13 protein-coding genes are annotated in these 12,414 nt (G+C 72.9%); 8 read left to right on the top strand and 5 right to left on the bottom strand.

Features of this window, described 5'->3' with window-relative positions; translation table 11 throughout:
• A partial coding sequence (locus tag I6A60_RS17800; protein ID WP_203055654.1) for a TetR family transcriptional regulator occupies positions 1-675 on the bottom strand: 675 nt, incomplete at its 3' end.
• 583 nt (positions 676-1,258) lie between these two features.
• On the opposite strand from I6A60_RS17800, the gene I6A60_RS17805 reads away from it, so the two are divergent.
• Positions 1,259-2,146, top strand: a complete 888-nt coding sequence (locus tag I6A60_RS17805; RefSeq protein ID WP_203021934.1) for an SAM-dependent methyltransferase — start codon at positions 1,259-1,261, stop codon at positions 2,144-2,146.
• Positions 2,147-2,170: 24 nt separating this feature from the next.
• Here the strand turns inward: I6A60_RS17805 and I6A60_RS17810 are convergent, their stop codons facing one another.
• Genes I6A60_RS17810 through I6A60_RS17825 form a run of 4 tightly spaced genes read right to left on the bottom strand, consistent with a single transcriptional unit; the run spans position 2,171 to position 5,497 of the window.
• Positions 2,171-2,641: a hypothetical protein gene (locus tag I6A60_RS17810; protein WP_203021935.1), complete on the bottom strand. Its 471-nt coding sequence runs from the start codon at positions 2,639-2,641 to the stop codon at positions 2,171-2,173.
• Between the two features lie 35 nt (positions 2,642-2,676).
• A complete protein-coding gene (locus I6A60_RS17815; RefSeq protein ID WP_203021936.1) occupies positions 2,677-3,795 on the bottom strand; it encodes a nitronate monooxygenase family protein in 1,119 nt (372 codons plus the stop codon).
• Positions 3,792-4,610 (bottom strand): CoA-transferase subunit beta, encoded by an 819-nt coding sequence (locus I6A60_RS17820; RefSeq protein ID WP_203021937.1) that lies wholly within the window; start codon positions 4,608-4,610, stop codon positions 3,792-3,794. The genes I6A60_RS17815 and I6A60_RS17820 overlap by 4 nt, the downstream gene beginning before the upstream one ends.
• Entirely contained in the window at positions 4,607-5,497 is an 891-nt protein-coding gene (locus I6A60_RS17825; RefSeq protein WP_203021938.1) for a CoA transferase subunit A, read from the bottom strand. Before I6A60_RS17825 ends, I6A60_RS17820 begins: the two co-directional genes overlap by 4 nt.
• A 119-nt stretch (positions 5,498-5,616) precedes the next feature.
• Here I6A60_RS17825 and I6A60_RS17830 point away from each other — a divergent pair, with 119 nt between their 5' ends.
• The 7 genes from I6A60_RS17830 (at position 5,617) to I6A60_RS17860 (ending at position 12,305) form a co-directional block, all read left to right on the top strand.
• A complete protein-coding gene (locus I6A60_RS17830; protein WP_203021939.1) occupies positions 5,617-6,558 on the top strand; it encodes an SDR family oxidoreductase in 942 nt (313 codons plus the stop codon).
• A gap of 31 nt (positions 6,559-6,589) precedes the next feature.
• Entirely contained in the window at positions 6,590-7,600 is a 1,011-nt protein-coding gene (locus I6A60_RS17835) for an LLM class flavin-dependent oxidoreductase (RefSeq protein WP_203021940.1), read from the top strand.
• Between the two features lie 487 nt (positions 7,601-8,087).
• Complete coding sequence (locus I6A60_RS17840; RefSeq protein ID WP_203021941.1) at positions 8,088-9,374, top strand: sensor histidine kinase KdpD; 1,287 nt, start codon at positions 8,088-8,090, stop codon at positions 9,372-9,374.
• Positions 9,375-9,383: 9 nt separating this feature from the next.
• Positions 9,384-9,827 carry a roadblock/LC7 domain-containing protein gene (locus tag I6A60_RS17845; RefSeq protein WP_203021942.1) on the top strand — a complete coding sequence of 148 codons (444 nt, stop codon included), beginning with the start codon at positions 9,384-9,386 and terminating at the stop codon, positions 9,825-9,827.
• Positions 9,828-9,887: 60 nt separating this feature from the next.
• Positions 9,888-10,307 carry a DUF742 domain-containing protein gene (locus I6A60_RS17850; protein WP_238435672.1) on the top strand — a complete coding sequence of 140 codons (420 nt, stop codon included), beginning with the start codon at positions 9,888-9,890 and terminating at the stop codon, positions 10,305-10,307.
• A gap of 140 nt (positions 10,308-10,447) precedes the next feature.
• On the top strand, positions 10,448-11,086 hold the full coding sequence (locus I6A60_RS17855) for an ATP/GTP-binding protein (protein WP_238435685.1): 639 nt from the start codon (positions 10,448-10,450) through the stop codon (positions 11,084-11,086).
• Entirely contained in the window at positions 11,079-12,305 is a 1,227-nt protein-coding gene (locus I6A60_RS17860; RefSeq protein ID WP_203021943.1) for a styrene monooxygenase/indole monooxygenase family protein, read from the top strand. Before I6A60_RS17855 ends, I6A60_RS17860 begins: the two co-directional genes overlap by 8 nt.
• The last annotated feature ends 109 nt before the right edge of the window (positions 12,306-12,414 follow it).

Raw genomic sequence — 12,414 nt, forward strand, 5'->3', positions numbered from 1 at the left:
GGGGCCCCCCCCCCCCCGGGCCCCACCCCCCCCCCCCCCCCCCGCCGGGGGCCCGGCGAGGACGACGGCGACGGTGTCTCCCAAGGAGGCACGGACGCCTTCGAGGGTCATCCGGTCGCCGAGCCAGTAGCGCAGATCGCTGAGGAAGACCTTGCCGATGATGTTGGTGATCAGCTTGTCCCGCTCGTCGACGACGTGGTCGGGCCCGAACGCGGCGACCCCGATCAGGCCGATCATCGCCTCGTCGACGTCGTCGATCTCGGTGCCGATGGTCGCCGACGCCAGCGTCATCGCCTGGATGAGGGCCTCGGCGACCAGCCGGTCCCGGCTGAGCTCGTCGACCAGGCGGTTCATCATCGCCAGCACGCGGGTCGGCGGGTCGGCGGAGCCGGGCAGCGGGTCGAGCACGGCCTCGCGCAGGCCGGCCAGATGGCGCGCCAGCGCCGAGGCGAGCAGGTGCACCTTGGACGGGAAGTACCGGTAGAGGGTGCCCAGCGCGACCCCGGCCTGCTCGGCCACCTCGCGCATCTGCACCTCGTCGTAGCCACCCTGGCTGGCCAGGGCGAGCGCGGCGGAGAGCATGCGTTCCCGGCGCGCCTGCTGGGAGGGGGTCGCCGTCGTGGCCGGCACGCCCTTCGCAGGCGACGTGGCCGCCGCGGCCACCGTTTCGCTCACCGGGGCCTCCTCACTGGCGCTCGACGCAACCGCCGCCACCAAAACTAGATCCTGTTCTACTCTAGGCCCACCCGGGCGGCTCCACAGGCCCCTGCGCCGTGTCGCGCCCAGCCGGCGGCTCCCCCGATCGTCAATGACCGGTCCCGGATGCCCTGGAGCGCGCTCGCCCGCTGGTCCAGCTTCGCAGAGTGACGGGCATATCGGACGAATCTGTTGCCTAAGTCGCTCGGATGCCTTCCGCCCCGAGCCCGCGGGCAGGCACGTCGCCCGTCAGGAGCCGTCCGGGCACCCCGACCGTCCGTGTGCCCCATGACCGGGGGAATGTCACGCGGGCGGTGACGGAACGCGACCTCGACCACGCGCGGCCGGCGGCGGCAGCCACCACCGCAGGGGCCAACGCGACGGGCGCCCGCGCGCCGCGCTCCGTATCCGCGGCTCGGCGCCGAGATACAGGACGCGGGGCTACTATCCGACGCAGAGCAGGTCGAATAGGTGGCACCCGGCCTGGCTGGCCGCCACCTTCCCCGCCGGTTCGACCGTGCGCGGGCGCCGGACGCACGCGATATCTGGGAAAGGAAGCCTGGTGGCAGACAGCGGCACCGACGAGGGCCGGTCGTGGGACTTCCAGTCGGCGATAGCCGCCGACGAGGTCACCCCCGGGCCGGACGGCGAACCCGTCGATCTCCGTACCGACGTCGCGCACGTCGCCCGGATCTACGACTACTGGCTCGGCGGCAAGACGAACTACCCGGCTGACCGGGAGGTCGCCGAGAAGGTCCTCGCCGCGATGCCGTCGACCACCCAGAGCGTCCGGGCGAACCGGTCCTTCCTGCGGCGCGCCGTGCACCTGCTCGCCGCCGAGCACGGCATCCGCCAGTTCCTCGACATCGGCACCGGCGTGCCCTCCGCGAACAACACCCATGAGGTCGCCCAGCGCGCCGCCCCCGACGCCCGGGTCGTCTACGCCGACAACGACCCGATCGTGCTGGCCCACGCGCAGGCACTGCTGACCGGCACCACCGTCGGGGCTACCGCCTACGTCCAGGGAGACGTCCGCGAGCCGGCCGCCCTACTCGCCAAGGCGGCCACTCTCCTCGACTTCAGCCAGCCCGTCGCGCTCATGCTGGTAGCGATCATGCACTGCGTGAGTGACGAGGAGTCTCCGTACGACGTCGTGCGCACCCTTTCCGAGGCGCTGCCGGCCGGCAGCTACCTCGTCCTGTCCCACCCGGGCATCGCGAGCGCCGGGGCGCAGACGAGCACCCCGAGCGCCGACGCGCTCGCGGCGGCGGCCCTGCTGCGATCGGCGTCGGCGGGCGCGACGATCACGTTCCGCAGCCAGGAGCGGGTCGTCCCGTTCTTCGACGGCTGGGACCTCCTCGACCCGGGCGTCGTGCTTGCGACCAAGTGGCGCGCGGACGAGCCCGAGCAGACCATCGTCTGGGCCGGCGTCGGCCACAAGCCGGCCTGACGCCACCGCCCGAGCAGCCCTGGCCTAGTCCAGGTAGCGCGCGAGGCTGTCGGCGACGCACACCTGGTGGTCGGTGTCGCCGGCGGTCAGGGTGACCCGATAGGTGACCTGGACGCCACCGGGAACGTCCGCCACCTCGGCGATCATCAGGTGGCCCAGCACGACGCCACCGACTGGCAGCACGGTCGGAAATCGTACCGGGCCGGTGCCGTAGTTGACACCCATCGCGAAGCCGCGGACGTCGATGAGCCGAGGCAGCATGTCGTTCACCAGCGACAACAGCAGCAGCTCGGGCACCTCCCGGCTGGAGGCCGACCCGGCGGAGGTCGTAGGCCGCCCGGTCGGCAGAGCGGACCAGCCGGTGGCGGTTTCGAACGCGGCGACCCGGTCGGGGCCCACAAGCACCGGCACGGTCGGCCCGAGCTCGCGGCCGACCGCCGCGCGCACCGCGTCCACACCGGTCAGGACGAGCGGTGCCGTCGCCGGCTCGCTCACCGGGGCTCCAGCCGCCCCCGGCGGCGCCGACCCGGTCATCCGAGCTCCGGCGCCACGGCGACCGGCCGGGCTGGCGGCGGCGCGCCAGCACCGGGAGCCGCGAGCCGGTCGAGGACGGCGGCCGCCTCAGCGACGATCCGGCCGACCAGCTCCTCGACCGTCGGCACCTCGTCGATCAGGCCCGCCACCTGGCCGGACGTCATCAGCCCGAGGTCGTCACGGCCCTCGACCATCGACGCGCGAAGCAGCATCGGGGTGTTGGCGCTCATCAGGACCTGGCTCCAGGTCAGCCCGCCGCGCGAACGCAGCGCCCGGCCCTCCCGCAGCAGCCCGCGCCAGGTCGCGCCCGAGGCCCGGCGGAACGCGGCCGCGTTGCGGATGGCGCGCGGGAACCGGGTGAGCGGGCCGGCCGAGGTCAGCCCGTCGACCAGCGGGGTCCGCAGCACCCGGTGCGGCACGCCGTCGACCCGGGTGGTGACGACCGTGCCGTCGACGCCGGCGGCCAGGTAGTGCGCCTTGACGTTGTCCGCGACGGTGCTGTCGGCCGTCAGCAGGAACCGGGTGCCCATCCCGATGCCGGCGGCGCCGTAGGCGAGCGCGGCGACGAGGCCGCGGCCGTCGAAGTAGCCGCCAGCGGCGATCACCGGGATGTCGACGGCGTCGACCACCTGCGGGACGAGCAGCGACGTCGGGACGGCGCCGGTGTGCCCGCCGCCCTCACCGCCCTGGACGAGGACCGCGTCGGCGCCCCAGGACGCGACCTTCTCGGCGTGCCTGCGGGCCCCGACCGACGGCATCGTCACGATCCCGGCGTCGCGCAGCCGGGCGAACAGGTCCTTGCGCGGCGCGAGCGCGAACGACGCCACCCGCACCCCTTCGCGGACCATGAGCGCGACCCGGTCCTCGACGTCCTCGGCGTCGGACCGCAGGTTGACGCCGAACGGCGCGTCGGTGCGTTCCTTCACCGCGCGGACCGCACTGGCCAGCTCGTCGAGCGTCATCGTCGCCGAGCCGAGGATCCCCAGCCCGCCGGCGGCCGAGGTCGCCGCGGTCAGCCGGGCGCCGGACACCCACCCCATCCCGGTCTGGACGATCGGGTAGCGCGCCCCGGTGAGCCGGGTGAACGCCGTCTCCAGCCGCGGGTCGCCACTCACGCGGCGACCTCGCGGTAGCGCAGGCCCTTGGGGTCCAGCACGTCGAGCAGGTCCAGCTCGGCGGGCGTCGGCTCCGGCGTCACCGGTACGGCGTCCGCGCCGGCGGCCGGCAGGACGAGGGGGAAGCCGGTCGCGGCGAGGACCTCGTCGACGGTCACGCCCGGGTGCGCGGAGGCCAGCCGCAGCCGGTTGTCGGGACTCGCGAAGTCGAGGACGGCGAGGTCCGTGACCACCCGGCCCAGGCCGTGGAAGCGGGCTGCGGACGGCCCGGCCGTGCGGGCCCGGTCGTAGCCGACGCCGCAGACGACGTCGACCCGCTCGACGAAAACCCGCGGGCCGTGCCTGGGCACCCAGTAGCTGGTGGCGTGGTTGACGGTGTTGCCCGGGGCGCCGCGGGTGCCGATGAGCTGGGCCTTCGGGCGGGCGTGCGGGCCGACCGCGGAAATGTTCATGTTGCCGTAGGCGTCGAGCTGCGACGGGATCATGATCACGTGGCGGCGGCCGGCGGCAACCACGTCGAACACGGACCGGAACGGCAGCCAGCCCTCCACGAGGGCGTCCGACGGTGGCGCCCCCAGCGGCGGGGTGTTCGCCAGCAACATGGCCTCGCCGTCGGAGAGCAGCAGGTCGGGGGCGAACAGCAGGCGGGCGAGCCGGGCCCCGAGCGCGGGCGCGGTCCCGAAGGCGCTGGCGAGGATCTCGCCCGCGCCGCGGAAGGCCTCGGCGCACGCGAGCGCGCAGACGTCGGCCCGGCGGGCCACCGGCCCACCAGCCGCCGGCACCGGCCGGGCCGGGGCCGCCTCAGGCTGCGTCATCGAGCGGTCTCCTTCTCGCCCCGAAGCGACTGCTGGGCCCGGACCGCGGCCTGGTACGCGGCCTCGTCGCCGGCGAGGTACCGCTCGTGGAAGGCGTCCCAGTCCGCCGAGCCGCCGCCCGCCGCGGCCGCCGCCACGTAGGCACGCTGGAACGTCTCGTCGCGGTCGTAGTCGGGGACGCAGCTGGTGAAGTGCGCGCCGTTCGGCGTCTCGACGACCGCGTCGACCATCATCCGGTTGATCCGCAGCGCCTGGACCGGCGCCTCCTTCGTCAGCTGGGCGGTCTCGACCACCCGCTCGCAGGACAGCACCCGGTGGCGCGCGGCGAGGCAGAACAGGTCGTCGAAGTACGGGTCGGGGCCGAGGAAGGCAGCGTTGCCGGCGGCGTCAGCCCGGTTCGCGTGCACGAACGCGACGTCGAGGGGCAGCGCCGGCATGGCGACGAGCTCCTCGCCGTCCGGGTAGGGCGACGTGACGGTCCGCAGGCCGGGAAAGGTCGTCGGGACGTCCGAGCCGAGGCCGGCCCTGATCGGCAGGAACGGCAGCCGGTGCGCGGCGGCGAGCAGGCCCCACTGCAGCATGCCCTCGTCCAGCTCGCGGAACTCGATCTCGCCGCGCTGGCGGGCGGCCCGGAAATGCGGCTCCAGCGCGATCGAGTCCAGCGAGACGAACCCGCTGACCAGCACGCGGATCTTCCCCGCGGCGGCGAGCAGGCCGACGTCGGGGCCGCCGTAGGTGACGACGGTGAGGTCGGTGGCCGGGCCGTGGGCCAGTGCCCGGACCAGGGCCATCGGTTTGCGGCGTGAGCCCCAGCCGCCGATCCCGACGGTCATCCCGCTCTCGACCGCCGCGACGGCGGCACCGATCGTGGTCAGCTTCGCGCCCATCAACCGCCCCTCAGCCGAGCGTGCGGCCCATGTCCGGACCCCACGGCGTACATCTACACAAGCGCTTGCTTGGTCGGGTAAGTTACCAGCCGTCGACGGCCACCGCGAGGAGATGACGCGTGAGCGAAGCCGCGGAGCGAACCCGGGACGCTGGGGGCGAGAGCGGGGTCTGTGCTGGCCGGGTTGTGATCGTCACCGGCGCGGGGCGGGGCATCGGCCGGGCCCACGCGCTGGAGTTCGCCCGCCAGGGCGCCCGGGTCGTCGTCAACGACGTCGGGGTGGCGCTGGACGGTGCCGCCGCCGGGGAGCCCGTCGCGAGCGGCGTCGTCGAGGAGATCAGGGCGCTCGGCGGCGAGGCGGTCGTGAGCACCGACGACGTCGCCGACTGGTCCGGGGCCCAGGCCCTCGTCCGCACGGCCGTGGACGCGTTCGGCCGGCTCGACGTGCTGGTCAACAACGCCGGCTTCGTGCGCGACCGGATGCTCGTCTCGATGACCGAGCAGGAGTGGGACGCGGTGGTGCGCGTCCACCTCAAGGGGCACGCGGCGCCGCTGCGGCACGCCGCCGGCTACTGGCGCGACGAGGCGAAGGCCGGCCGGCGCCCGGACGCCCGGATCATCAACACCAGCTCCGGCGCCGGCCTGCAGGGCAGCGTCGGGCAGGGCAACTACGGCGCGGCGAAGGCCGGGATCGCCGCGCTGACGCTGATCGCCGCGACCGAGCTGGCCCGCTACGGGGTGACGGCGAACGCCATCGCCCCGTCGGCGCGGACCCGGATGACCGAGGGCGTCTTCGACACGATGGCGCCGGTCGAGTCCGGCTTCGACGCGATGGACCCGGCGAACATCGCGCCGCTGGTGGTGTGGCTGGGCAGCGAGCGCTCGGCGCACGTCACCGGCCAGGTCTTCGAGGTCGAGGGTGGGAAGCTCGCCGTCGCGGGCGGCTGGCGGCACGGGGTGCCGATCGACCGCGGCGCCCGCTGGGAGACGGCCCAGGTCGGGGTCGCCGTCGACAAGCTGCTCGCGGCCGCTCCCCCGGCCGAACCGGTCTACGGCGCCTGACGCGCCGCCGCCAGGGAATGGGAGATCAGCCATGCTTTCTGTGCTGCGGTTCAACTTCGCGGTGCCCGGGCTCGACCGGGGCGCGCTCGGTGCCGCCTACCAGGCCGGCATCGAGATGGCCGGCTACGCCGACGAGGCCGGCATCCCGATGGTGTCGCTGGAGGAGCACCACGGCGCCGACAACGGCTGGAGCCCGGCGCCGCTGGTCAACGCTGGCCTGATCCTCGGTGCGACGAAGCGGGTCCACGTCATCGTGCAGGCGCTGCTGGTGCCGCTGAGCGACCCACTGCGCCTGGCCGAGCAGCTCGCGGTGCTCGACCTGGCCAGCCGAGGGCGGATCACCGCGGTCGCCGGCCTCGGCTACCGGCCGGTGGAGTACGCGGACGCGGGCCTGGACTGGTCGAGGCGCGGGGCGCTTATGGACGAGTCGCTGACCGCGATGCTGGCCGCGTGGACCGGTGAGCCGTTCGAGTACCGCGGCCGGACGGTCCGGGTGACGCCGCCGCCGGCGAGCCCACCGGCCCAGCTGCTCTGGGTCGGCGGCTCGGTGAAGGTCTCGGCGCGCCGGGCGGCCCGGCTGGGGCTGCCGCTGTGCCCGGCGAACAACCTGCCCGAGCTGGAGGCCTATTACTACGAGCAGTGCGCGGCGCAGGGAACGTCCGGTTTCGTCGTGATGCCGCCGACCGAAACGGCGTTCGTGCACGTCGCCGAGGACCCTGACAAGGCGTGGGCTGAGCTCGGCGAGCACTTTCTCGCGGAGGCCACGCTCTATTCGTCCTGGCAGCCGGAAGGCCAGACCTCCGCCGCGCATTCGCACGCGACGACCGTCGAGGAGCTACGGGCCGAGGGCCGGTACCAGATCCTGACGCCGGACGAATGCGTGCGGCGCGGTCTGTCCGCCGGGCCCGGCGAGCTGGGGCCGGTGACCGTACTGCACCCGCTGTGCGGCGGAATGCCGCCCGAACGCGGCTGGGAAAGCCTGCGCCTGTTCGTGGAGAAGGTGCTGCCCCGCGTCGCCGCCGAGGCCGCTCCCACCGGCTGAGCCGGGGCCGGCTACCGGCTGTAGAGGCGCCTTTGGGCCGAAGCCCGGGCGGTGAGCTTTTCCACGCCCAGGCTCGGGACCTTCTCCTCTCGCTTTTGGCCCGAAAGTCACGCCGGGGGCTGCTCGTCGTGCTGGAGTTGTCAGCCAGCACGGGCTGACTGTTCGGAGCCGACCCGGCCCGCGAGCCGTGGACGATTACAGCGAGTGTTGTCTCGCGTGGTCCTCCGGCTGCCCGCGATACGCCGTGCGGCCGGGACGGTACGCTCAAACCACCCCATGTTGGACGGCAATCCCCAGATAGCGGCCCCTGAACGCCCCGCGGACCGCGAATCTCCGGATCGTCAGCACCGGCAGAAAGTCGGCGAGGCCAGCGAGCGACCGGGCCGGGAGGCGACTCCCCGGTGTGACGCGTCCGCTCGTGCCACACCGGCCGCCCACCGGTCCGCGTGGAAAAAAGCCGCGCACGACGAGGAGCATTCAGGCTGGTATGACGACGCGCGCTCGGGAACTCCTGAACCGGTCACGTGCGCTGCTGGGCGGCTCCCGCGAGGCGGCCGCGCAGCTGCTCGCGCCACCGCCCACCCGCTCGACGCCCGCGCGATCCGGCCGAACGCAGCCGCCCGCGGGGTCGCGGGTGCCAGGCGCCCGCGCGGCGGCGACGCCCAGTCCGGCGGAGGAGGCCCTGTCGGCGATCTGCGCCGACCTCGCGCTGCGCGACCTCAACCTGGTCGACACGCTGCTCGCGCAGCTGGAGGAGATGGAGTCGCGCGAGGAGGACGCCGACCGGCTGGCCGAGCTCTACCGGCTGGACCACCTCGCCGCCCGGCTGCGCCGCAACGCCGAGAACCTGCGGGTGCTCGCCGGCCGGGACGCGGGTGAGCAGGGGTCGCAGACCTCCTCGCTGGTCGACGTGATCCGCGGAGCGATGTCGTCGATCGACCACTACCAGCGGGTCACCGTCGGGCGGGTGGTCAACCTCGGGGTCGTCGGGTTCGCCGCCGAGGACGTCAGCCGCCTGCTCGCTGAGCTGCTCGACAACGCGACGAAGTCGTCGCCGCCGCACTCGCCGGTGCGGGTCGGCGCCCATCTGACCGAGACCGGCAGCGCGCTGCTGCGGATCGAGGACGAGGGCATCGGGCTGCCGGCCGACCGGCTGCGCCAGATCAACCAGCGACTCACGGCGGACCCCGTGCTCGACGACGACGCGGTCCGGCACATGGGGCTCGCCGTGGTCCGCCGGCTCGCCACCCGCCACGGCATCAAGGTGTGGCTGGACCATCGGCATCCGCACGGCACCACCGGATCGGTGCTGCTGCCTGCGCCGCTGGTCTGCGAACTGCCGGACGCCGGCTGGTCCGGCCTGCAGACCGTGTCGGTCCCGGCGACCACCGACGGCCCCAGCCAGTCGGGCGACGTCGAGGACCGGGTGGTGAGCGCCTCGCCGAACGGGCATGGCTCACGGCCCGCCGCCGGCACGCGGAGCGCGACGCGGCTACCCGCCCGGCGCGCCGAACCAGCACCGGCGAGCCCGCCGCCGGCAGCGGCGTCGGCCGGCACCACCGCGAGCGGGCTGCCGCGGCGGGTGTCGCACAGCCTGCGGGACACGTACGGGGACGCCATCGGCGCGCGCACCGCGGCGCGCGGGGGAACGGGCTCACCCGAGGGCGCGGCCGAGACCGTCGACCCGACGGTCGGCCACAAGCAACTACTGGCGGATCTGGGCGCGTTCTCCGAAGGCGAGCGCGCCGCCCGCGACGAGCAGCGAGCGGACTGAGGACCCCACGTGACGCAGGAGCACAACGGCCATCCCGAAACCGACTTCACCTGGCTGATCGACGACTTCGTCCGCAAGGTGCACGGCGTCACCCATGCGCTGATCATGTCATCGGACGGGCTCTCGCTGACCTCGTCCCAGGAGATGACCACCGAGGAGGCCGAGCGGCTCGCCGCGATCGCCAGCGGGATGCTCAGCCTGGCCCGCAACAGCGCGGCGCTGTTCGGCAAGGGCACCTGCGAACAGATCATCGTGCGGCTCTCCCAGGGGTACTTCCTGTTCATGGGGATCGACGCCGGCGCGGGCCTGGCCGTACTCACCAGCCCCGACTGCGACATGAAGGTCGTCGCCTACGAGATGACCCAGTTCGTGATGCACGCCGGACACGCCCTCACCCCCGAGCTGCGCGCGGACCTGCGGCGGGTGCTGGTCGGGCGCCGTCCCAGTGGCTGACGCCGTCCCAGTGACAGGGCCCCGCCAGGCCGCTCGCGTCGAGACGACCAGAGGATCGTGATGGTGCCGCAGGTGATCAAGGGACAGGAGCCGCAGGTGAAGGGCGAGGAGTCGAAGCCGGGCAAGCCGGCGCACACGGCTCGCAGCAAGCGGGTCCGGCCCTACGCGCTGACCGGCGGGCGCACCCGGTCGCGCTATCACCTGCTGGTGGAGACCCTGGTGTCCGTCCCGCGCTACGACCCGATGCTGAGCGAGGCGCTCATGCCGGAGTCGAAGGCGCTCTACGAGCGCGCCCGCGGGCAGATGTCGATCGCCGAGCTGTCCGCGCTTCTTTCCATTCCACTCGGGGTGGTCCGTGTGCTGATCAGCGACCTGGCGACACAGGGCGCCGTGCTCATCCATCCGACGGCACACGCGTTCCGGGATGACCGCAACGTGTTGGAGAGAATCCTCAGGGGCCTGCGGGAACTTCCCGTCTGAGAAGCGTAGGGCGGATCACCGGAGTACCGTCTCATGGAATCTCCCGGGCCGGTCCGGCCACCGCGTGAGAGCCACTTCCAGACCCACGCCAGGAAATCAGGCGCCATGAAACTAGGAACACGGACGTGAGCCCTGCCGAGATGAGCCAGCTGAACGGGTCGTATCAGGGTGGCCGGCCGGGCGACGGCGGTTCTTCCGGCACGCTCACCATCTCGGCGAAGATCGTCGTCGCGGGTGGCTTCGGGGTCGGGAAGACCACCTTCGTCGGCTCGGTGTCCGAGGTCCCGCCGATCAACACCGAGGCGTGGATGACCGAGGCGAGCGAGCGGGTCGACGACCTGCCGCCGAACGGGAAGCTGACGACCACGGTCGCGATGGACTTCGGCCGGATCACGCTGTACTCGGACCTCGTCCTCTACCTGTTCGGCACGCCGGGGCAGGCGCGGTTCTGGTTCATGTGGGACGACCTGTCGCGCGGCGCGCTGGGCGCCATCGTCCTGGTCGACACCCGCCGGATCGACCAGTCGTTCGCGGCGATCAACTATTTCGAGAACGACGCCGACGTGCCGTTCATCGTCGCCGTGAACCGATTCGACGGCGAGCTCTGGCACGACCTGGATGAGGTGCGCGACGCGCTGGCCCTCAGGCCGGGAACACCGCTCGTCACCTGTGACGCCCGCGATCCGGCGTCCACTGTGCAAACCCTGCGTGAGCTCGTGCTGTACACGTTGTCGCTGACCGAGACGCCGGAGCTAAGAAAGGCACGAACACATGCGTAAAGTGCTGGTCGTCGGGGCTGGCCAGTCCGGGCTGCAACTCGCCCTGATGCTCCAGGAGAACGAGTACGACGTCACCGTGATGTCGGCACGGACCCCGGAGGAGATCCGCGGCGGGCGGGTCATGTCCACGCAGGCGATGTTCCACACCTCGCTGCAGGGCGAGCGCGACCATGGGCTGAACCTCTGGGAGGCCGAAGCCGTCCACATCGACGGCCTCGGCGTCTCCGTACTGGCCCCGGACGGCAGCCGGGCGCTCGACTGGTTCGGCCGGCTCGACCACTACGCCCAGTCCGTCGACCAGCGGGTGAAGATGGCCGGCTGGATCGAGCTGTTCGAGGAGCGCGGCGGCAAGCTCATCATCCACGGGGTCACCACCGGCGACCTCGACTCGCTGACCACCCACTACGACCTGGTCGTCGTCGCGGCGGGCAAGGGCGAGCTGGTCGGGCTCTTCGACCGGGACCCGGAGCGCTCGCCGTTCACCGCCCCGCAGCGCGCGCTGTCGCTGGCGTACGTGCACGGCCTCGCGCCGCGCGCGGAGCACCCGGACAGCCCGGGGGTCCGGTTCAACATCGCCCCCGGCGCCGGCGAGCTGTTCGTGATCCCGTCGTACACGCTCAGCGGGAACTGCGACATCCTGTTCTTCGAGGGCGTCCCCGGCGGCCCGTTGGACGTCTTCGCCGACCAGCCCGACCCCGACGAGCACCTGCGCCGGCTGCTGGACCTGGTGAAGACGTACGTGCCGTGGGAGTACGAGCGCTGCGCCGACGTGGAGCTCACCGACGCGCGGGCGACCCTCGCCGGCGGGTACACCCCGGTGGTGCGCCAGCCGGTCGGCGAGCTGCCGTCGGGCGGCCTCGTGCTCGGCATGGCCGACGTGGTCGTCGCCAACGACCCGATCACCGGGCAGGGCTCGAACAACGCCGCCAAGTGCGCCGTCTCCTACCTGGACAGCATCCTGGCCCACGGCGACAAGCCGTTCGACCGCGAGTGGATGACCAGCGCGTTCGAGAGCTACTGGTCCTACGCCCAGTTCGTGACCACGTGGACCAACGCGCTGCTCGGGCCGCCGCCGGAGCACGTCCTGCAGATCCTCGGCACCGCGCAGGCCAAGGACGCGGTCGCCCGCCGGTTCGTCAACGGCTTCGACAACCCGCCGGACTACTTCGAGTGGTTCATGGACCCGGAGAAGACGGCCGCCTACCTGGCCAGCGTCTGAGTCTGGTCAGCGTCTGAGTCTGCGAGTCGACGCCCGACGGCCCCGCGCTTCTCAGGCGCGGGGCCGGGCTGTTTTAAACAAAACCGAGCCCCCCAGACCGGCAGAAATG

Origin of the sequence: Frankia sp. AgB1.9 (assembly GCF_016786355.1) — a bacterium.
Taxonomy (GTDB): domain Bacteria; phylum Actinomycetota; class Actinomycetes; order Frankiales; family Frankiaceae; genus Pseudofrankia.

What these genes read in the sequence shown, in the direction of transcription:
- I6A60_RS17850 (WP_238435672.1), top strand. Translation starts at nt 9,888, where the DNA reads ATGGTGCCGCAGGTGATCAAGGGACAGGAGCCGCAGGTGAAGGGCGAG.
- I6A60_RS17840 (WP_203021941.1), top strand. Translation starts at nt 8,088, where the DNA reads ATGACGACGCGCGCTCGGGAACTCCTGAACCGGTCACGTGCGCTGCTG.
- I6A60_RS17835 (WP_203021940.1), top strand. Translation starts at nt 6,590, where the DNA reads ATGCTTTCTGTGCTGCGGTTCAACTTCGCGGTGCCCGGGCTCGACCGG.
- I6A60_RS17825 (WP_203021938.1), bottom strand. Translation starts at nt 5,497, where the DNA reads ATGGGCGCGAAGCTGACCACGATCGGTGCCGCCGTCGCGGCGGTCGAG.
- I6A60_RS17860 (WP_203021943.1), top strand. Translation starts at nt 11,079, where the DNA reads ATGCGTAAAGTGCTGGTCGTCGGGGCTGGCCAGTCCGGGCTGCAACTC.
- I6A60_RS17855 (WP_238435685.1), top strand. Translation starts at nt 10,448, where the DNA reads ATGAGCCAGCTGAACGGGTCGTATCAGGGTGGCCGGCCGGGCGACGGC.
- I6A60_RS17820 (WP_203021937.1), bottom strand. Translation starts at nt 4,610, where the DNA reads ATGACGCAGCCTGAGGCGGCCCCGGCCCGGCCGGTGCCGGCGGCTGGT.